This is a genomic window from Bradyrhizobium tunisiense, from assembly GCF_042263385.1.
Taxonomy (GTDB): Bacteria; Pseudomonadota; Alphaproteobacteria; order Rhizobiales; family Xanthobacteraceae; genus Bradyrhizobium; species Bradyrhizobium tunisiense.
Genome location: NZ_JBHLEV010000002.1, coordinates 964,431 through 984,072, shown reverse-complemented (window position 1 = coordinate 984,072; position 19,642 = coordinate 964,431). Strand labels below are relative to the sequence as shown.

Sequence of the window (19,642 nt, the reverse complement as noted above, 5' to 3'; positions counted from 1 at the left end):
AATGGGGTTGGGATGACACCGACACGCCTCACGGAAGACGAAGACACGACGCACCTGCTCACGGAAGACGACATTGCCCGCATCGTCCGTGCAGTGCTGGATGCGGAAGCGGAGCGCCGCGGTCACACCTTGGATGATGTCGTGATGAAGGCGGTCGCGACCATCCTGACGTCGTTCGGCGTAGAGGATGATGACCGCAAGGAGCTTCGTGCCGATTTCGAACATCTGCGGAAATGGCGAAACAGCGTCGAGCAGGCGCAGTCGTACACGATGCGGGTTGCGATCACGGTGATCGTCACCGGCGTGCTCGGCGCGGTCTGGCTTGGCGTCAAGACCATCCTGGCGGTGAAGGCGTGACGCTCGAGCCCGCGCTGCTCTATGGCCCGCATGGCGGCGGCACTGACCTTGCCGTCGTCGCCTTCGCGATCGTGGCCGCGCTGGTCGCGTCGATCGCGGCCGTGGCCGAGGCGCGGCGCGGCCCGTCGACCGCGGCGGGGTGGCTGTGCGGCGTGGCGTTGCTGGCGATCGTCCTGATGGCGGTCCTGGTCGGCTCGGTGACCGCAAGCCACGCGCGCGCGCCCGAGGCCTGCGCGCGGCGCTTTGCCGGCATCGCCTCCTACTATTCCAACGGCGAGAGCGGCTCGCGCACGGCGTCCGGCGCCCGCTTCGACGATCGCCTGCCGACCGCGGCGCATCGCTGCCTGCCGTTCGGCACCAGGCTGCGCGTCAGCCGCGGCGAGCGCAGCGTCGTCGTCACCGTCAACGATCGCGGCCCGTTCGTCGCCGGCCGCGTGCTCGACCTGGCGCGGGCGCCGGCGGCTGCGCTCGGCATGCTCGGCGCCGGCGTCGCGCGCGTCGAGGTCGAGGTGGTCGATTAGGAATTCGTCCGGAGACTAGCCTCCCACGGACGATGACCGGCCTGGCGGGATGTCCCCTTAGCCTGGCCGAGGCCCGGCGCGCCGATCCGGCCGCGACGCAAGTCGCGGAAGGCGCGCCGGGTTTTTTATTGCCTATACAAACCGGCGCGCCATGGCCGGGTGTGCGCGGTTCTTCACCTTGATCCAGTCGCAGGTCCGCGGCCGGTAGCGCCGCATCCGGTGCTTGGAGACCAGGCCCTCGAGTCCCATCTCGCAGGCGGCCGCGAACAGGCGGGGGCCGATCGCGCCGGGCTCGAATGGCGCCGCAAAAATCCCTCCCGGCTGCCGGCGGAGGAGCCGGCCGAGGCGGCCCTTGCGGGCGTGCAGCGGCTGGCTGCGCAGATCCTCGCCGTCCTCGGCGAGCAGGTCGAAGGCGTAGAGCTGGGCCTCGGCGTTGTGCCGGCCGGAATGCAGCGCCTCGAAATCGCTGATGCCGCGAACGTCGAGCACCACGATCTCGCCGTCGATCGCGAATTGCGCCGGGCGCATCTTGCGGGCGGTCTCGACGATGAACGGAAAGCGCCAGCTCCAGTCCAGCCCGGCCTTGGACTCGAGCCTCACCTTGGCGCCGTCGCGCACCAGGCGGGCGCGGTAGCCGTCATACTTGATTTCATGGAGCCAGTCGGGGCCGACGGGGACGGCCTTTGCCGCCTTCGGCACGCAGAATTCAAACGCCGTGGGCATGGGCGCCAGATAGGCATCGCGGTGCTGGAATGCCAGCGCCGACGCGGTTTCGCTGTGCGAAATCGCTCCGGTGATTTCTCCGGTGATTTTCTGCCCCACCGCGCCACAAGCGGGGTCTTTGTGCCCCACCCGTTCTAGTCAAACGGTGTATTATTTTATGTCGCGGCAGGCTAAACGTCTTTGATTGCTAAGCGTTTTTCCTGGCGATCCCGGCAGGACTCGAACCTGCAACCCGCGGAGTAGAAATCCGCTACTCTATCCAGTTGAGCTACGGGACCGTCTTGCGCCGCCCCGTTTTGGGGGCTGGCTGTTCATCTAGCATGCCAATATGAAAAATATCGTCTTTCGCCAAGCCTGAACCGAACCGTTTTCCTTAATGCCGCGACAAAGCGGAACGGTGGCGTGTCAGGGTGCCGGGTTGAGCGGCAGCGGACTGGACGATGGATCACATCGCCGGAAACGCTGAGGAGCTTCCGGGATGCGGCCGCCGGTCGATCGATCTGGTATTGCTGCGCCATCTGGACGGCGTGCGCGACGGTATCTTGATCGGTCTCCTCTGGGCTTGCCTTGTCATGGCGAATGAGACGATTGCAGCTTTGGTTCCATCGCCTTGAGTCCGTCACCTTTCCGCGCATTTCATGCTGCCCGCGGGCGGCTGTCCGCGATTTCCTGGAGTCCATCATGATCGGTCTTGTTCGCGCCGTCACACTCTGCGCCGCGCTGGCGCTCGGCCTTAGCGCCGCCCAGGCCGCCGACAAGGCGTTCAAGCGCGACGATCTCGCCGATTCCGCGATCAAGCTGGAGGCGCAGATCAAGAGCGAAGCGGGGCCGGTCGCCAAGACCAGCGCGACGCTGAAGACGGACGCCGACGCCGCCTTCCGGCGCAATGATTACCGCTCGGGGCTGTCGGTGCTCGGCCAGATCGCGGCGACCACGCCGGAGGATACCGGCAACTGGCTGCGGCTCGCCAAGGTCATCTTCCAGATATCGCCGAAAAGCTCGAGCGAGCAAACCTTCCTATTGGAGCGCGCCTCGACCGCCGCTTACATCGCCTACCAGCGGGCCGGCAACCCGGGCGAGGAGGCGGACGCGCTTGCCGTGCTCGGCAAGGCGCTGGCGGAACGGAAACTGTGGCGGCCGGCGCTGGATTCGCTGCGGCTCTCGCTCGACCTGCGCGAAGTCGCCGACGTCCGCGGCCAGTATGAGAAGATGCGCAATGAGCACGGCTTCCGGCTGCTCGACTACACGGTGGACTCGGATTCGGCGAGCCCGCGCGCCTGCTTCCAGTTCTCGGAGGAACTGGCAAAACGCACCGACTTCGCGCCGTTCCTGGCGCTCGCGGGCCAGGACAAGCCGGCGCTGTCGGCCGAGGGCAAGCAGCTCTGCGTTGACGGGCTGAAGCACGGCGAGCGCTACAACATCAATCTGCGCGCCGGCCTGCCGTCCACGGTGAAGGAAGGCCTGCCGAAATCGGCCGAGTTCAATGTCTATGTGCGCGACCGCAAGCCCTTCGTGCGCTTCACCAGCCGCGCCTACGTGCTCCCCAGGACCGGCCAGCGCGGCATTCCCGTGGTCAGCGTCAACACGCCCGCGGTCAATATCAACGTGTTCCGGATCGGTGACCGCAACCTGATCAACACGGTGGTCGACAGCGACTTCCAGAAGACGCTGTCCAAGTATCAGCTCAGCGATCTCGGCGACGAGCGCGGCGTCAAGGTCTGGTCCGGCGAGCTCGCGACCGCGATGACGCTGAACCAGGACGTCACCACGGCATTCCCGGTCGATCAGGCCCTCGGCGAGCTCCAGCCGGGCGTCTACGTGATGACGGCGGCCGCGAAGGGCCCAGGCTCGGACGACGAGTACCAGCTCGCCACGCAATGGTTCATCGTCTCTGATCTCGGGGTCGCTGCCTATTCCGGCAATGACGGCATCCACGTGTTCGTCAACTCGCTGGCCTCGACCGATCCGGTCGGCAAGGCCGAGGTGCGGCTGGTTGCCCGCAACAATGAGATCCTGGCCACCCGCAAGACCGACGAGTCCGGCCACGTGCTGTTCGAGGCCGGCCTTGCGCGCGGCGAGGGCGGCCTGTCGCCGGCGATGCTCACCGTGACTGGCGAGAAGGCCGATTATGCCTTCCTCAGCCTGAAGTCCTCCGCCTTCGACCTGTCCGACCGCGGCGTTTCGGGGCGCGCGGTGCCTGCCGGCGCCGACGCCTTCGTTTATGCCGAGCGCGGCGTCTACCGGTCCAGCGAGACCGTCTATCTCACTGCGCTCCTGCGCGATGGGCAGGGCAATGCAGTCGCCGGCGGGCCGCTGACGCTGGTGATCGAGCGCCCCGACGGCGTCGAATTCCGCCGCGCCGTGCTGTCCGACCAGGGCGCCGGCGGCCGTACGCTGGCCGTGACGCTCAATTCGGCGGTGCCGACCGGAACCTGGCGGGCGCGCGCCTTCACCGACCCCAAGGGCTCCTCGGTCGGCGAGACCACCTTCATGGTCGAGGATTACGTCCCCGATCGGATCGAATTCGACTTGTCCGCCAAGGAGAAGCTGATCAAGGCTAATGCTCCAGTGGAGCTCAAGGCGGACGGCCATTTCCTCTATGGCGCGCCGGCCTCCGGCCTTCAGCTCGAAGGCGACATGCTGGTCGCGCCCGCGGCCGAACGCCCGGGCTTTGCCGGCTATCAGTTCGGCGTCGCCGACGAGGAGACCACGTCGAACGAGCGCACGCCGCTGGAGAACCTGCCCGAGGCCGACGCCAATGGCGTTGCGACCTTCCCGGTGACACTGGACAAGCAGCCTGCCTCGACCCGTCCGCAGGAGGCGCAAATCTTCGTCCGCATGGTCGAGACCGGTGGCCGCGCCGTCGAGCGCAAGATCGTGCTGCCGGTCGCGCCCACCGCGGCGCAGATCGGCGTCAAGCCGCTGTTCGGCGAGAAGAACGTCGCCGAGGGCGACAAGGCCGAGTTCGACATCGTGTTCGTCTCGCCGGAGGGCGAGAGGCTGCGCCGCGACGGCCTGCGCTACGAGCTCCTGAAGATGGAGTCGCGCTACCAATGGTATCGCCAGAACAATTACTGGGAATACGAGCCGGTCAAATCGACCTCGCGCGTCGCTGACGGTGACGTGACCGTTGCCGCCGACAAGCCGACGCGGCTTTCGCTCAGCCCCCAGCCCGGCCGCTACCGGCTCGACGTGAAGTCGAACGAAGCCGATGGCCCGGTGACTTCGGTGCAGTTCGACGTCGGCTGGTATTCCGACGGCAGCGCCGACACGCCGGACCTCCTGGAGACCTCGATCGACAAGCCGCAATATTCCTCCGGCGACACCATGACGGTGTCGGTCAATGTCCGCAGTGCCGGCAAGCTGACCATCAACGTGCTCGGCGACCGCCTGCTGACGACGCAGACCATCGACGTCAAGGAGGGCACCGCCCAGGTGAAGCTTCCGGTCGGCAAGGATTGGGGCACCGGTGCCTACGTCGTGGCGACGCTGCGCCGTCCGCTCGATGCCGCTGCCCAGCGCATGCCGGGCCGGGCGATCGGCCTGAAATGGTTCGGCATCGACAAGCAGGCCCGCACGTTGCAGGTGAAGCTGACGCCACCTGCGCTGATCCGGCCGAATGCGACGTTGAAGATTCCGGTCAAGCTCGACGGGCTCAATCCGGGCGAGGACGCCAAGGTCGTGATCGCCGCCGTCGATGTCGGTATTCTCAACCTCACCAATTACAAGCCGCCGGCTCCGGACGATTACTATCTCGGCCAGCGCCGCCTGAGTGCCGAGATCCGCGATCTCTATGGGCAACTGATCGACGGCATGTCCGGCACGCGCGGCCAGATCAAGTCCGGCGGCGATGCCGGTGCGGGCGAATTGCAGGGCTCTCCACCCGCGCAAAAGCCGCTCGCGCTCTATTCGGGCATCGTGACCGTCGCCGCTGACGGTACCGCCGAAGTGAGCTTCGACATTCCGGAGTTCGCCGGCACGGCGCGCGTGATGGCGGTGGCGTGGACGGCGAGCAAGCTCGGCCGTGCCAACACGGATGTGGTGATCCGCGACCCCGTGGTGCTGACCACGACGCTGCCGCGCTTCCTGCTCAATGGCGACCGCGGCACGGTCAATCTCGAGATCGACAATGTCGAGGGCCAGGCCGGCGACTACGTCATCAACGTGAAGACCGGCGGCCCGGTGAAGATGACGGGCAATCCCGCCACCACGGTCAAGCTCGCCGCCAAGCAGCGCAACTCGTTCGCGCTCGCGATCGATGCGACGGCCGCGGGGCAGGCGACGCTCGACGTCGACATCAAGGGCCCGAACGGCCTGGCTCTGGCGCGCCACTATGCGCTCGACGTCAAGGCGGCGACCCAAGTGCTGGCGCGGCGTTCGATCCGGACCCTGGCGAAGGGCGAGAGCCTGACTCTGACCTCGGACATGTTCTCCGACCTCGTCCCGGGCACCGGCAGCGTCTCGGTCTCGGCGAGCCTGTCGACGGCGCTCGACGCCGCGACGATCCTCAAGGCGCTCGACCGTTACCCCTATGGCTGCTCGGAGCAGATCACGAGCCGTGCCATGCCGCTGCTGTATGTCAATGACCTCGCAGCCGGCGCGCACCTCGCCATGGACACCGAGGTCGACCAGCGGATCCGCGACGCGATCGAGCGGCTCCTGGCACGCCAAGGCTCAAACGGCTCGTTCGGGCTGTGGTCGGCCGGCGGCGACGATGAATGGCTGGACGCCTATGTGACGGACTTCCTGACCCGCGCCCGCGAGAAGGGCTTCGCGGTGCCTGACGTGCTGTTCAAGAACGCGCTCGACCGCATCCGCAACTCCGTCGTCAATGCCGACGAGCCGGAGAAGGACGGTGGGCGCGAGCTCGCCTACGGCCTCTACGTGCTCGCGCGCAATGGTGCGGCCCCCATTGGCGATCTCCGCTATCTCGCCGACACCAAGCTCGCCAACCTCGCAACGCCGATCGCGAAGTCGCAGCTTGCGGCGGCGCTGGCGCTGGTCGGCGATCGCAACCGCGCTGAGCGTGTGTACAGCGCTGCGCTCGACAGCCTCGCGCCGAAGCCCGCGCTGGAGTTCGGCCGTACCGACTACGGCTCGCAGCTTCGCGATGCCGCGGCTTTGGTGTCGCTTGCCAGCGAAGGCAATGCGCCGAAGGCGACGCTGACGCAGGCGGTCTCGCGGGTCGAGACCGCGCGCGGGCTGACGCCCTACACCTCCACGCAGGAGAATGCGTGGCTGGTGCTCGCCGCGCGTGCGCTAGCCAAGGAGAACCTGTCCATGGAGGTGGACGGCCAGCCGGTCAAGACCGCGCTCTATCGCAGCTACAAGTCCGCGACGGTGGAAGGCAAGCCGCTGAAGATCACCAACACCGGCGATGCGCCGGTGCAGGCGGTGGTCTCGGTGTCGGGCTCGCCGGTGACGCCGGAGCCGGCGGCGTCGAACGGCTTCAAGATCGAGCGCAATTACTTCACGCTCGACGGCAAGCCCGCCGACATCAGCAAGGTCAAGCAGAACCAGCGCTTCGCCGTGGTGCTGAAGATCACCGAGGCCAAGCCCGAATACGGCCACATCATGGTGTCCGACTATCTGCCTGCAGGCCTCGAGATCGACAATCCGAGGCTGGTGTCGTCCGGCGACAGCGGCACGCTGGACTGGATCGAGGACGGCGAAGAGCCGGAAGATACCGAGTTCCGCGACGACCGCTTCACCGCGGCGGTCGATCGCGCCTCGGATTCCAAATCCGTCTTCACCGTCGCCTATATCGTGCGCGCGGTCTCGCCGGGCAAATACGTGCTGCCGCAGGCCTATGTCGAGGACATGTACAACCCCTCGCGCTATGGCCGCACCGGCACCGGCAATGTCGAGGTGCGGGCCGCGAAGTGAGGGTGGGATGAGCGAGGTGATGCCGCCTACACAGTCGCCATGCCCGGGCAAAAGCGCGAAGCGCGTCTTCGCGCCGATGTCCCGCGCATCCACGAACTGCGGTTCGGCCGGCAAGACCGTGGATGGCCGGGACAAGCCCGGCCATGACGGCGCGAGGAGCTGGGGCTTTCATATCCTCTCAGCCGCCGCACTCATCCTCATCCTCGCCATCACCGGCTTCGTCGGTTGGGTCTACTTCCTCGGGTCTCTCCCGCTCGACGAGGCCCGTCAGGTCTCCACCACCATCGTCGACCGCAACGGCAGGCTGCTGCGCGCCTATGCGATGCCCGACGGCCGCTGGCGGCTGCCGGTCGATGCCGGGTCCAACGTCGATCCGACCTATCTGAAACTGCTTCTGGCCTATGAGGATCAGCGCTTCTACGCCCATAACGGCATCGATCCGCTGGCGCTGGGGCGCGCCGCCTTGCAACTGGCCACGCGTGGCCACATCGTCTCGGGCGGCTCGACCATCAGCATGCAGCTCGCTCGCCTGATGGAGCCGCGGCGGCAACGCTCGATCTATGCCAAGCTGCGGCAGATGGTGCGCGCGATCGAGATCGAGCGCAGCATGAGCAAGGAGCAGATTCTCGATCTCTATCTCGCTTTGGCGCCCTATGGCGGCAATCTCGAAGGCATTCGCTCCGCCTCGATCGGCTATCTCGGCAAGGAGCCGAAGCGTCTGTCGCTGGCTGAGGCCGCGCTGCTGGTCGCGCTGCCGCAATCGCCTGAGACACGCCGGCTCGACCGCCATCCGGAGGCCGCGCGCAAGGCGCGCGACCGCGTGCTCGACCGCATGGTCGAGCAGCGCGTGGTCAGTGCCGACGATGCACGGCAGGCCAAGTCCGTGCCCGTGCCAAGACTACGCAAGCCGATGCCGATCCTGGCGCCTCACGCGTCCGACACCGCGCTGTCGACGGTCAAGGATACGCCGCTCGTCAAGCTCACACTCGACGCAAACTTGCAGAAGGTGCTGGAGCCGCTGGCGCGCGACCGCGCCCTCGCGCTCGGGCCGAACATCTCGGTTGGCATCATCGTGGTCGACAATGACAGCGGGGACGTGCTCGCCCGGGTGGGGTCCGCCGATTATTTCGACGAGAGCCGGGCGGGGCAGGTCGACATGACCCGCGCGATCCGCTCGCCAGGCTCGACGTTGAAGCCCTTCATCTACGGGCTCGCCTTCGAGGACGGCTTCATTCATCCGGAAAGCCTGATCGATGACCGGCCCGTGCGGTTCGGCTCCTACGCGCCGGAAAATTTCGACATGACCTTCCAGGGCACGGTGCCCGTGAAGAAGGCGCTGCAATTGTCCCTGAACGTCCCGGCCATCGTGCTGCTGGACCGCGTCGGCTCCAACCGGCTGGCCTCGCGGCTGCGGCAGGCCGGCGGCAATCTGGTTTTGCCCAAGGACGAGGCCCCGGGGCTCGCCATGGGTCTCGGCGGCGTCGGCGTGACGCTGCAGGACCTGGCCCAGCTTTACGCGGGCTTCGCCCGCCTCGGCACCACCAAGCCGCTGCGCGAGGTCATGACGGACAGGGATGATCGCGAGCCGCTCCGGCTGTTGGATCAGGTCGCGGCCTGGCAGGTCGGCAACGTGCTGCTGGGAACGCCGCCGCCGGAGAACGCCGCTCACAACCGCATCGCCTTCAAGACCGGGACCTCCTATGGCTATCGCGATGCGTGGTCGGTCGGGTTCGATGGCCGCATGACCATCGGCGTCTGGGTCGGCCGACCCGATGGTGCCCCGGTCCCCGGCCTGATCGGGCGGGTGGCCGCCGCCCCGATCCTGTTCGATGCCTTCGCCCGTACTGGCAAGACGCTGGCCCCGTTGCCAAAGCCGCCGAGGGGAACCCTGGTTGCCAGCAACGCCAAGCTGCCGTTGCCGCTGAAGCGGTTCCGTCCCGTAGGCGAACTGGTGCGGACCGGCCGCGAACAGGCGCTGCACATCCAGTTTCCGCTGAACGGCTCGCGGATCGATGTCGATCGTTCCGGGGGACAGGAGAGCGCAGCACTGCCGGTCAAGGTCGCGGGCGGCGTCCTGCCCATGACCATCATGGTTAACGGAACAGCACTTGGCGAGATCGACGGCCGCCGCCAGCGCCTGATCGATCCGCCCGGTCCAGGCTTTGCGCGGCTCACCGTGATCGATGCCACGGGCGCGGCGGACACAGTCGTCATTCGAATTCAATGAGCCTGGCTTAAGCGGTTGTGGCGATGGCGGTTTCAGCGTAAGCGGAACCAATGGCCGACACCTATCCAGCCCCCCGTTTTGGAGCACCCCGCGAGTCGAAATCGCCTGCAAATCCGGGCAGCGGGCTTGTGCGCATGCTCGATATCGTCACGGCCAGCCATGCGCGCGCGGTCGGCTTCCTCGTGCTCTGCGCGTTGCTGCTGTTCCTGCCTGGTTTCTTCACCATCCCGCCGATCGATCGTGACGAGGCGCGCTTTGCCCAGGCCACCAAGCAGATGGTCGAGAGCGGCGACTATGTCGATATCCGTTTTCAGGAGGACGTCCGCTACAAGAAGCCGGTCGGCATCTATTGGCTGCAGTCGGCCGCGGTTGAGGCCGCATCGGCACTCAAGCTGCCGAAAGCCGAATTGCGCATCTGGGTCTACCGGCTGCCGTCGCTGATAGGGGCGATCGGCGCCGTGCTCATGACCTATTGGGCCGCGCTCGGCTTCATCACGCGGCGCGCCGCCGTGCTGGCGGCACTGATGATGTGCGCCTCCGTGCTGCTCGGCGTCGAGGCGCGGCTCGCCAAGACCGACGCGATGCTGCTGCTCTGCGTCGTCGCGACGATGGGGGCGATGGCGAGGGCCTATCTGTCCTGGCAGCGCGCCGAGGACGAGACGCGTCCGCCCTGGAGCTGGCCCGCGATCTTCTGGACCGCGCTGGCCGTCGGCATCCTCATCAAGGGGCCGCTGATCCTGATGTTCGCAGGGCTCACCATCGTGGCGCTGGCGATCCAGGACCGCGATGCGTCCTGGCTGTGGCGGCTGCGTCCGGTCTGGGGCCTGATGTGGACGCTTGTGCTGGTGCTGCCCTGGTTCGTGGCGATCTTCTGGCGCGCCGGCGAAACCTTCTTCACCGATTCCGTCGGCGGCGACATGCTGAGCAAGCTGGGGGCTCAGGAATCCCACGGCGCGCCCCCCGGTCTGTACCTGGCGCTGTTCTGGATCACCTTCTGGCCCGGTGCGCCGCTTGCGGCGATGGCAGCGCCCGCAGTGTGGCGGGCGCGGCGCGAGCCCGGCGCGCAGTTCCTGCTGGCCTGGCTGATCCCGTCCTGGATCGTGTTCGAGGCCGTGCTGACCAAGCTGCCGCACTACGTCATGCCGCTCTACCCCGCGATCGCGATCCTCACAGCGGGCGCGGTAGAGCGCCGGGTGTTGTCGCGGTCCTGGCTGATGCGCGGCTCGGCCTGGTGGTTCGCAATTCCTGCGGCCACCTCGATCATCGTGGTCGTCGGGGCGGTGATACTGACCCGCCAGCCTGCCTTCGTGGCCTGGCCATTCATCGCGGCCTCGCTGATCTTCGGCCTGTTCGCCTGGTGGCTCTACGACAACAATCGTGCCGAGCGCTCGCTGCTCAACGCGCTGGTCGCGGCCCTGATGTTGGCGGTGGTGGTTTACGGCATCGTGCTGCCGTCGTTGACCCCGCTGTTCCCGAGCATCGAGGTTGCGCGCGCGCTGCGAAACGTCACCTGCGTCGGGCCGAAGGCTGCTGCTGCCGGCTATCACGAGCCCAGCCTCGTCTTCCTGACGGGCACCAAGACGCTGCTGACCGACGGCTCGGGTGCCGCCGACTTCCTCGGGCAAGGCAGCTGTCGCTTCGCGCTGATCGAACAGCGCTCGGAGCGCAGCTTCGTGCAGCGCGCCGAGGCGATCGGACTGCGCTACAAGGTCGGCACGCGCATCGACGGCTATAATTTCTCGCAAGGGCGCGCGATCTCGATCTCGATCTTCCGGTCGGAAGGCACCGAATAAGATGCCGGCCTCGACCAGCACCGCCCCGCGTCCGGGCTATGCCGCGCAATTGCTCGCCGTCTCCAGGCACGCGCTGGCGCAACTGGTTCGCACGCCCTCACATTCGCGCCGCGCTGAGGCCGCGCGAAGACTGGCGCGGCATTCGCTGTGGCTCAGCGCAGCAGGCGCGGCTCTGGTCATCGTTCTGATGGTCGCGTTCGACCAGACCGAGATCCAGCTGATGCCTGCGCGCGGCACACCGGGACTGTGGCCCATCCGCATCCTGACCGATTTCGGCAAGGACGAGTATTTGCTGTCGGTGCTGGGAGCTGCGCTGGTGGTTCTGGCGTTCGTTGCGGCGGGGCTGCACGGGACGCGCCGCGCGCTGCTGCTGGGACTGGGCACGCGGCTGCAATTTGTGTTTCTGTCGATTGCCGTGTCGGCATTCGTCGCCGAGATCCTGAAATTCCTCATCGGCCGCGGCCGTCCGTTCGTCGGCGGCAAGGCCAATCCGTTCAACTTCGTGCCGTTCGAGGGGACGGGGGCTTATGCGAGCCTGCCGTCTGGTCATGCCGTGGCGGCGTTCGCCCTGGCGTTTGCCGTCTCGGCATTGTGGCCGCGTCTGCGCGTGTTCATGTTCACTTACGCAATCGTGATCCTGCTGACGCGCCTGGTGCTGCTTGCCCATCATCCGAGCGACGTCGTGGCCGGCGCCTTGGTCGGCACGGTCGGCGCCATGGCGGTCCGCTACTGGTTTGCGGCCCGAAGGCTGGGCTTTGCCATCCGCGCGGACGGCACCATCGTGCCTCTTGCGGGGGCGGTCTCGGGACGCCTCAAAAGGGTTGCCCGCGGGGCATCCGCCCCATAAAAGCGGCTGCCTGCCGGGGTACTGGTTCCCCAAGAGGCCAATCCAACCCACGAGCCTTGATCTTGTCGACGTCCCAGCCATCGGTTTCCATCGTCGTTCCCGTGCGCAACGAAGCCGACAACATCGCGCCGCTGATCGCGGAGATCGGTGCTGCGCTCGACGGCCGCTGGGCCTATGAGATCATCTACGTCAACGACGGCTCCACCGATGCGACCGGCGAACGGCTCACGGCGCTCATGGCGCGGCGGGACAATCTGCGCCAGCTCCGCCATGCCAGATCAGGCGGCCAATCCGCGGCGGTGCGCAGCGGCGTGCGCGCGGCGCGCGGGATGATCGTGGCAACGCTCGATGGCGACGGCCAGAACAATCCGGCCTTCCTGCCCGATCTGATCGCTGCGGTCGAGAAGGGAGCAGGGCGCGTCGGCCTCGCCGCCGGGCAGCGGATCGGGCGCAAGGACACTGGCTTCAAAAAGCTTCAGTCGCGCGTGGCGAACGGCGTTCGCAACGCCATCCTGAAAGACGGCACGCGCGACACCGGCTGCGGGTTGAAGGCGTTCCGGCGCGACGTGTTTCTGATGCTGCCCTATTTCGACGGGCTGCATCGCTTCCTGCCGGCGCTGGTCCGCCGCGAAGGCTATGACATCGCCTATGTCGACGTGATCGACCGGCCGCGCCATTCCGGCGTGTCGAACTATGGATTCTTCGACCGGCTGTGGATCGGCATCATGGATCTCGCCGGCGTGTGGTGGCTGATCCGCCGCAAGAAGCCGACACCCGAAGTGACTGAGGTGAACGCATGATCATCCAATACGGTCAGGCGCTGAGCAACTATCTCTACGACGTGTTCGTCGCCAAGTTCGATTTCTGGCTGGCATTCGGTCTGGTCGCGCAATTGTTCTTTACGGCCCGCTTCCTGGTGCAGTGGATCGCGAGCGAGCGCGCCGGCAACAGCGTGGTGCCGATGGCGTTCTGGTTCTGCTCGATGGGCGGCGGGCTGATGACGCTGGTCTACGGCGTCGTGAAACGCGAGCCGGTCATCATCCTCGGACAATCGCTGGCGACGGTGATCTACATCCGGAACATCATGCTGATCATCAAGAATCGCGGCAAAGCGTCGAAGACCTAGGCGCTGAATCCAAACCAGCCTTCGGGACTTCTCCTACGACAGAGCGATATGTCACCTAATCGACCCTTGCTATTTCAAGACCGATTGGTTTATATATTTTTATGCCTCGCCCCGCACCAGTACAGCTGCCCCGCGGCCGCCCCCGGAGTTTCGACACGGAAGCCGCTGTCGAACGCGCGATGAATGTATTCTGGTCGCTCGGCTATCACGCCACGGCGCTGCCGGACCTGCTTCGTGCAACGAAACTCTCGCGTGGCAGCCTTTACGCCGCTTTTGGTGACAAGCACTCGCTGTTCTTGCGCGCGCTCGATCGCTACATTGCCATTGCCTTGACGCGGATGGATACCGAACTCGACCACCGCAGAGGGCCGGTCGAGGGCCTAAGGGCCTACCTTGCCGGCTACGTCGACCGCAACAGCGGTGCCAATGGTCGGCGCGGATGCCTGCTGGTAGCCACAGCCATGGAACTGGCCGGCCGTGACGTCGAGGTTGATCGTCGCATCGAGAGCTTTTTCAAAGCCATGGAGGCTCGGGTGACTGGGGCATTTTCCCGTGCGAAGGCAGCGGGCCAGCTGGCCGATGGTGTCGAGCCTTTGAGTGCCGCGCGAATTCTCGTCTGTTTCGTCGAGGGCTTGCGGGTGGTCGGTAAGACGGCGCCGACACGGATCGTTTCGCAAGCCACCGTCGACGCTCTTCTCGATCGCTTCATCAGGTAGACACACCATGGACGTTTCCCCCTTGCGCAGGCCTATATCTGGACCAAATGGTCGTGAAAATAACGATGCCATGTCCGCCATGCAGATTGTCTGCGCGGTGGTCGTTCCTTTGCTCTGGGGTTATCAGTTCGTGGTCATCAAAGTGGGCGTGGGGGAATTTCCCCCTCTCTTCTTCCTCGCGCTGCGCTTCCTCGCAATCGCGGTTTTGCTCGTTCCGTTCGTCGAACGGCCGAGGCGCAGGCAGCTCGGACCTGTCGCAGCCATTTCGCTTTTCCTTGGTGGATTGAACTTCGGCCTGTTCTACGTTGGTCTCGGGCTCGGGTCGGGAAGCATGTCAGCCGTCGCATATCAACTCGCCCCACCTTTCACCGTCTTGTTGGCTTGGCCGCTGCTCGCGGAGAGGCCGTCTCTAACTACGTCCGCTGGCGTGGTACTTGCCTTCATCGGTGTGGTCGTGCTGGCAACGGGCCCTGGCGTGTCGGCAAACGCGCTTCCGCTGCTGCTTGTGGTCGGGGCAGCTTTTGCATTTGCGGTGTCCAACGTCTTGACGAAGCGTTATGGCCCTTTTGATCCCCTGATGCTGATGGGCTGGTCGTCGCTGCTCACGGTGCCGCAGGTCATGCTGATGTCGTTGCTGCTCGAATCCGGACAAATGGCGAGTCTTGTCACGGCAGACGAACGTGGCTGGCTGGCGCTCGCCTACACAATCTTCATCGGCGGAATTGTTGGGTTTGGTCTTTGGTTCTGGCTGATCGCCCGTTGCTCGATGGTGCGCGTCGCGCCCTTCGGTCTGCTGCTGCCGGTGTTCGCATTGACTTCAAGCGTCATCTTCCTTGACGAACGAATAAGCCCAAAGCTGATCGCCGGCGGGCTGCTCGCGATCTCGGGCGTGGCCATGACGCAGGTGCGCCCACGCGCCCAACCGGCCTGATCGTCGGGCACCCTGTCGTGCCGACTTCAGTCGACGCCCGGCCGCTTAGCGCGGCACTGCCGATGCCGCGCCTGAGGCGGGCAGGGCAGCCGCCTCCGCCTCGGTCCGGCGATAAGGCTCGCCGGCCGCATCCAGAACGGGATAGGCGACCGAGCAGATGTGCGAGTGGATGCGTCTGAGGTCGCGCAGCACATCCAGATGCAGCGACGTCGTTTCGATGGTTTCGGGGCGGCCCTCGCGCAGGCGGTCGAGATGCCGCTCGACCGCGGCAAGCTCGGTGTTGCGTAGCGCGGTTTTCTCCACCAGCAGCTTGCGCGCCTCGTTGGCGTCGCCCGACATGAAGACGCCGAAGGCGATCCGCAGGGAGTCCATCGTACGCTTGTGGAAGGCGGCGAGCTCGTCCGCCCCTTCCGCCGAGAACTGGAAGCGCCGCTTGATCTTCTTGGTGGCGAGTTCGCTCAGGCTCTTGTCGATGATGTCGCCGATATGTTCGAGATTGATGGCGAAGGAGATGATCTCCATCGCGCGCCGTCCTTCGCTCTCGTCGAGGCTGCCCCGCATCAGCTTGGTCACGTAGAGCTTGATGGCCTCGTCGAGACCGTCGACGAGATTGTCCATCTTGGTGACCTGGTCGACCAGCGCACGGTCGCCCGTCATCATCGCCGCCATCACCTTGCGCAGCATGACCTCGACGAGGTCGCCCATCCGCAAGGTCTCGCGCGAGGCGTCGGCGAGCGCCAGTGACGGTGTCTCCAGCGCGGTCTCGTCGAGATAGCGCGGGCGGGCCGGGTCAGCCTCCTGCACACGATCGGGCAAGAAGCGCGTCAACAGGCGCGACATGGTGTCGAGCAGGCCGATGAAGATGACGGCGGTGCCGACGTTGAAGGCGATGTGGAATGCCGCCGTCATCCTGGCGAGATCGGGCTGCCAGGCGTGCATGTGCTCGGCGATCGCGCCCAGGAAGGGCAGGACCAGCGCAATGCCGATCACGCGGTTGACGAGATTGCCGACCGGCAGGCGATAGCTCGCGGGATCGTCACGCCTGGCGCCCTCGAACACGGGATTGATGGCACTGCCGAGATTGGCCCCGAGCACCAGCGCCAGCGCTGCATATGGAGTGATGAACTGCGAATAGGCCAGCGACATGATCAGCAGCACGCTGGCGACGCTCGAATGCACGGCCCAGGTGACGAGGGCCGCGATGACGATGCACAGGACTGGATCGCCCGTAATGGCCGACATCACGATCCGGACGCCCGGTGCGTTCTCCGCCGGCGCCAGCGTGTCGAGCAGGATGTGCAGCGAGAGCAGCATCAGGCCGAGGCCGATGCAGACGCGGCCGATGTCCTTGATCCGCGAGCGCGGGCCGGAGCGGAAGGCCACGAGGCCGAGCACGAACAGCACCGGCGCGACGGCTGCGATGTTGAACGACAGCACCTGCACGATCAGCGTCGTGCCGACATTGGCACCGAGCATGATGGCGAGCGCGGCGGCGAGGCTCACGAGACCCTCGGCTGCGAACGAAGACGTGATCAAGGCTGTCGCCGTGCTGCTCTGGAGTAGCGCGGTGAGGCCGAGGCCGGCAGCGAAAGCACTCATGCGGTTGCTCAGCGCCTTGCCGAGCAGACGCCTGAGGTCGGGACCGAAGGCGCGCAAAATCCCGCTGTGGACCATGTGCAGGCCCCACAACAACAGCGCAACGCCGCCCATGAGATCGAGCAGAACCAACGTTCCCATGCTCCGTGTCCGGATTGGAGTCGATTGGTGAGGCTAGCGCCAAATGCTTGAGCTTCAAACCATTTGTTGGCGCATTGGCGTTAACGTTTGCGACACGGGCACGTTCCTAGGGGAGCGATGCCACATCCGTGGGCGCGGTGCTTCGCGCGCAGGCTCACATTGCCGCCTTGAGGGCAGCGAAGCCGCGATCGAGATCTGCCTTGAGATCGTCGACGCTTTCCAGTCCGATATGCAGCCGCAGGGTAGGGCCGCCCGGCGACCACTTGGTCGCGGTGCGATAGCCATCGCAGTCGAAGGGAATCGCAAGGCTCTCGAAGCCGCCCCATGAAAAGCCCATGCCGAACAGCTTGAGCGTGTTGAGCATGGTGTCGACGGCCTTCTGCGGCGCCGGCTTCAGCACGATACTGAACAGGCCTGAAGCGCCGGTGAAGTCGCGCTTCCAGATGGCGTGACCGGGATCGGTCTCCAAGCCCGGATGCAGCACGCGTGCGACCTCGGGCCGGCCTGCGAGCCAGCGCGCCATGTCGAGCCCGGAGCGATGATGCTGCGCCAACCGGACCGACAGGGTGCGCAGGCCGCGGAGCGCGAGGAAAACATCGTCGGGACCGGCACAGACGCCGAGCAGGCGGATGCCCTCGGCGACCATCGGCCAGGCCTTGGCATTGGCCGAGATGGTGCCGAACATGATGTCGGAATGGCCGCCGATATATTTGGTGGCCGCCTGCATGCTGATGTCGACACCTTGGTCGAGCGAGCGGTGATAGAGCGGGGTTGCCCAGGTGTTGTCGTCGATGACGAGCGCATCGCGCGCATGCGCAACCTCGGCGATGGCGCGGATGTCGGGCATCTCGAACGATTGCGAGCCCGGCGCTTCCACCAGCACCGCGCGGGTGTTCGGCTTGAACAGTTTTTCAATGCCGGCACCTATCATCGGGTCGAAATAGGTGGTTTCGACGCCATAGCGTGCGAGCATGCCGTTGCAGAAATTGCGTGACGGCCGATAGACGTTGTCGCAGACCAGGAGATGGTCCCCGGTCTTCAGCACCGAGAGCAGGGTGGTGGAGATCGCCGACAGCCCCGACGGGACGATGCCGACGCCGGCGCATTGCGGCCCCTCCAGCGCCATCAGCGTCTCCTGGAACGCCTTGGTGGTAGGGGAACCGTGGCGGCCATAGGTGAACTCGCCGCGATGGGCGTGCAGGTCCTCGGCGGTCGGGTAGAGCACGGTCGAGCCGTGAAAGACCGGCGGATTGACGAACCCCTTCTGCGCCTTGGTGTCGCGGCCGGAGGTGACCAGCCGGGTCTCGGCGTGCTGCTCTTGAGGGTGCGAGGAATCCATGCGTCTGCTTTCAAAACCGCGTTTCCGCTCGGGCTTGGCGCCTGATGGGCCGGCCGAAAGGCCGCTGTCGTTAATAACAGAACACAGAAGAGTCCCGTCAACCCCTTGACCCGGCACGCCAGCCGCTCTCCAATGCGCAGGTGCTATTCAGTCGCCGCATGTTGAGGGGCCTGCCGCGACCTTCGATCCATCGCCTGACCGGACTTTGCGTCACAGCCATCAGGGCGGGCGCCTGCGGCGGGGATTAAGGTATTGGCCTCCCGGGATCGGCGGGTGTTCGGCAAGTTTTCCAGCATGACTCTTGCAGGGGCTGATCTTGATACGCCTGGCCCCGGCAGGGATGATCCTGAGACAACGTTCCTTGATCCTTGATACGACTTTGAAAGGCCCAAAGCCCATGAAACGCGTAACCCTGGCTCTCACCCTTGCTCTCGCCGCTGGTCTGACCGCCCAATCCGCCGGCGCCCAAACGCTCAAGACCATCAAGGACCGGGGCATGTTGTCCTGCGGCGTCAGCCAGGGCCTGCCGGGATTCTCCTCGCCCGACGACAAGGGCAACTGGACCGGCCTCGACGTCGATGTTTGCCGTGCCATCGCCGGGGCGATCTTCAACGACCCGAGCAAGGTCAAATATGTGCCGCTGTCCGCCAAGGACCGCTTCACCGCGCTGCAATCCGGCGAAATCGACCTGCTCTCGCGCAACACCACCTGGACCATCTCGCGTGACACCTCACTCGGCGCCAACTTCACGGGCGTGACCTATTATGACGGGCAGGGCTTCATGGTGAAGAAGTCGCTCAAGGTGAATTCGGCGCTCGAGCTCAACAGCGCTTCGGTCTGTGTGCAGACCGGCACCACCACGGAGCAGAATCTCGCCGACTACTTCAAGGCCAACAACATGAAGTACGAGGTGATCGCGTTCGGCACCAACGACGAAACGGTCAAGGCCTATGAAGCCGGGCGCTGCGACGTCTTCACTACCGACCAGTCGGGCCTCTACGCCAACCGGCTGAAGCTCGCCAATCCCAACGACCACATGGTGCTCCCCGAGATCATCTCGAAGGAACCGCTCGGCCCGATGGTGCGCCACGGCGACGACCAGTGGTTCGACATCGTGAAGTGGACGCTGTTCGCGATGATCACCGCCGAGGAGCTCGGCGTAAGCTCGAAGAACGTCGACGAGAAAGCGAAGCTGGAAAACCCCGAAATGAAGCGCGTGCTCGGCAGCGACGGCAATTTCGGCGAACAGCTCGGCCTGACCAAGGACTGGGTGGTGCGGATCGTGAAAGCGGTCGGCAATTACGGCGAAGTGTTCGATCGCAATGTCGGCGCGGGCTCGCCGCTCGCCATCAATCGCGGTCTCAACAATCTCTGGAATAAGGGCGGTCTCCAGTACGCGCCGCCGATCCGCTGATCGCTCCTGATCCGGTGGCAGCGGC

15 protein-coding genes and 1 tRNA gene are annotated in these 19,642 nt (G+C 65.6%); 12 read left to right on the top strand and 4 right to left on the bottom strand.

Annotated elements, in window-relative coordinates; all coding sequences use genetic code 11:
• The first annotated feature begins 12 nt into the window (after window positions 1-12).
• Window positions 13-357, top strand: coding sequence for a hypothetical protein (locus ACFDR6_RS12000; RefSeq protein WP_375858383.1), 345 nt, complete (start codon window positions 13-15; stop codon window positions 355-357).
• Window positions 354-878: a septal ring lytic transglycosylase RlpA family protein gene (locus ACFDR6_RS11995; RefSeq protein WP_375858381.1), complete on the top strand. Its 525-nt coding sequence runs from the start codon at window positions 354-356 to the stop codon at window positions 876-878. The genes ACFDR6_RS12000 and ACFDR6_RS11995 overlap by 4 nt, the downstream gene beginning before the upstream one ends.
• 132 nt (window positions 879-1,010) lie before the next feature.
• On the opposite strand, the gene ACFDR6_RS11990 is transcribed toward ACFDR6_RS11995, so the two are convergent.
• Complete coding sequence (locus ACFDR6_RS11990; RefSeq protein WP_375858380.1) at window positions 1,011-1,700, bottom strand: ATP-dependent DNA ligase; 690 nt, start codon at window positions 1,698-1,700, stop codon at window positions 1,011-1,013.
• Between the two features lie 102 nt (window positions 1,701-1,802).
• A tRNA-Arg gene (locus ACFDR6_RS11985) sits at window positions 1,803-1,879 on the bottom strand.
• Window positions 1,880-2,041: 162 nt separating this feature from the next.
• Here ACFDR6_RS11985 and ACFDR6_RS11980 point away from each other — a divergent pair.
• The 9 genes from ACFDR6_RS11980 to ACFDR6_RS11940 all read left to right on the top strand — a co-directional run bounded on the left by ACFDR6_RS11980 (window position 2,042) and on the right by ACFDR6_RS11940 (window position 15,127).
• Window positions 2,042-2,215: a hypothetical protein gene (locus ACFDR6_RS11980; RefSeq protein ID WP_375858379.1), complete on the top strand. Its 174-nt coding sequence runs from the start codon at window positions 2,042-2,044 to the stop codon at window positions 2,213-2,215.
• Between the two features lie 67 nt (window positions 2,216-2,282).
• Window positions 2,283-7,487 carry an alpha-2-macroglobulin family protein gene (locus ACFDR6_RS11975; RefSeq protein ID WP_375858378.1) on the top strand — a complete coding sequence of 1,735 codons (5,205 nt, stop codon included), beginning with the start codon at window positions 2,283-2,285 and terminating at the stop codon, window positions 7,485-7,487.
• 76 nt (window positions 7,488-7,563) lie between these two features.
• Window positions 7,564-9,714 carry a penicillin-binding protein 1C gene (gene pbpC, locus ACFDR6_RS11970; protein ID WP_375858376.1) on the top strand — a complete coding sequence of 717 codons (2,151 nt, stop codon included), beginning with the start codon at window positions 7,564-7,566 and terminating at the stop codon, window positions 9,712-9,714.
• Between the two features lie 50 nt (window positions 9,715-9,764).
• On the top strand, window positions 9,765-11,507 hold the full coding sequence (locus ACFDR6_RS11965; protein ID WP_317239488.1) for an ArnT family glycosyltransferase: 1,743 nt from the start codon (window positions 9,765-9,767) through the stop codon (window positions 11,505-11,507).
• Window position 11,508: 1 nt separating this feature from the next.
• Window positions 11,509-12,354 carry a phosphatase PAP2 family protein gene (locus tag ACFDR6_RS11960; protein WP_375858375.1) on the top strand — a complete coding sequence of 282 codons (846 nt, stop codon included), beginning with the start codon at window positions 11,509-11,511 and terminating at the stop codon, window positions 12,352-12,354.
• A gap of 62 nt (window positions 12,355-12,416) precedes the next feature.
• Window positions 12,417-13,154: a glycosyltransferase family 2 protein gene (locus ACFDR6_RS11955; protein ID WP_375858374.1), complete on the top strand. Its 738-nt coding sequence runs from the start codon at window positions 12,417-12,419 to the stop codon at window positions 13,152-13,154.
• Window positions 13,151-13,480 (top strand): lipid-A-disaccharide synthase N-terminal domain-containing protein, encoded by a 330-nt coding sequence (locus ACFDR6_RS11950; RefSeq protein ID WP_375858373.1) that lies wholly within the window; start codon window positions 13,151-13,153, stop codon window positions 13,478-13,480. The genes ACFDR6_RS11955 and ACFDR6_RS11950 overlap by 4 nt, the downstream gene beginning before the upstream one ends.
• 179 nt (window positions 13,481-13,659) lie before the next feature.
• Window positions 13,660-14,196 carry a TetR/AcrR family transcriptional regulator gene (locus tag ACFDR6_RS11945; protein WP_375858372.1) on the top strand — a complete coding sequence of 179 codons (537 nt, stop codon included), beginning with the start codon at window positions 13,660-13,662 and terminating at the stop codon, window positions 14,194-14,196.
• A 70-nt stretch (window positions 14,197-14,266) separates the two neighbouring features.
• The gene (locus ACFDR6_RS11940; RefSeq protein WP_212085167.1) at window positions 14,267-15,127 is read left to right on the top strand and encodes a DMT family transporter; all 861 of its coding nucleotides are present in this window, start codon (window positions 14,267-14,269) and stop codon (window positions 15,125-15,127) included.
• A gap of 45 nt (window positions 15,128-15,172) precedes the next feature.
• Here ACFDR6_RS11940 and ACFDR6_RS11935 read toward each other — a convergent pair whose 3' ends face one another.
• Window positions 15,173-16,864 carry a Na/Pi cotransporter family protein gene (locus tag ACFDR6_RS11935; protein WP_212085169.1) on the bottom strand — a complete coding sequence of 564 codons (1,692 nt, stop codon included), beginning with the start codon at window positions 16,862-16,864 and terminating at the stop codon, window positions 15,173-15,175.
• Between the two features lie 154 nt (window positions 16,865-17,018).
• Window positions 17,019-18,203, bottom strand: coding sequence for a cystathionine beta-lyase (gene metC / locus ACFDR6_RS11930; RefSeq protein ID WP_212085171.1), 1,185 nt, complete (start codon window positions 18,201-18,203; stop codon window positions 17,019-17,021).
• A gap of 397 nt (window positions 18,204-18,600) precedes the next feature.
• Between metC and ACFDR6_RS11925 the strand changes: the two genes are divergently transcribed.
• Entirely contained in the window at window positions 18,601-19,617 is a 1,017-nt protein-coding gene (locus ACFDR6_RS11925) for an amino acid ABC transporter substrate-binding protein (RefSeq protein ID WP_212085174.1), read from the top strand.
• Window positions 19,618-19,642: the final 25 nt, after the last annotated feature.

What these genes read in the sequence shown, in the direction of transcription:
- ACFDR6_RS11935 (WP_212085169.1), bottom strand. Translation starts at nt 16,864, where the DNA reads ATGGGAACGTTGGTTCTGCTCGATCTCATGGGCGGCGTTGCGCTGTTG.
- ACFDR6_RS11940 (WP_212085167.1), top strand. Translation starts at nt 14,267, where the DNA reads ATGTCCGCCATGCAGATTGTCTGCGCGGTGGTCGTTCCTTTGCTCTGG.
- ACFDR6_RS11975 (WP_375858378.1), top strand. Translation starts at nt 2,283, where the DNA reads ATGATCGGTCTTGTTCGCGCCGTCACACTCTGCGCCGCGCTGGCGCTC.
- ACFDR6_RS11960 (WP_375858375.1), top strand. Translation starts at nt 11,509, where the DNA reads ATGCCGGCCTCGACCAGCACCGCCCCGCGTCCGGGCTATGCCGCGCAA.
- ACFDR6_RS11925 (WP_212085174.1), top strand. Translation starts at nt 18,601, where the DNA reads ATGAAACGCGTAACCCTGGCTCTCACCCTTGCTCTCGCCGCTGGTCTG.
- ACFDR6_RS12000 (WP_375858383.1), top strand. Translation starts at nt 13, where the DNA reads ATGACACCGACACGCCTCACGGAAGACGAAGACACGACGCACCTGCTC.
- pbpC (WP_375858376.1), top strand. Translation starts at nt 7,564, where the DNA reads ATGTCCCGCGCATCCACGAACTGCGGTTCGGCCGGCAAGACCGTGGAT.
- ACFDR6_RS11945 (WP_375858372.1), top strand. Translation starts at nt 13,660, where the DNA reads ATGAATGTATTCTGGTCGCTCGGCTATCACGCCACGGCGCTGCCGGAC.
- ACFDR6_RS11980 (WP_375858379.1), top strand. Translation starts at nt 2,042, where the DNA reads ATGGATCACATCGCCGGAAACGCTGAGGAGCTTCCGGGATGCGGCCGC.
- metC (WP_212085171.1), bottom strand. Translation starts at nt 18,203, where the DNA reads ATGGATTCCTCGCACCCTCAAGAGCAGCACGCCGAGACCCGGCTGGTC.
- ACFDR6_RS11950 (WP_375858373.1), top strand. Translation starts at nt 13,151, where the DNA reads ATGATCATCCAATACGGTCAGGCGCTGAGCAACTATCTCTACGACGTG.
- ACFDR6_RS11965 (WP_317239488.1), top strand. Translation starts at nt 9,765, where the DNA reads ATGGCCGACACCTATCCAGCCCCCCGTTTTGGAGCACCCCGCGAGTCG.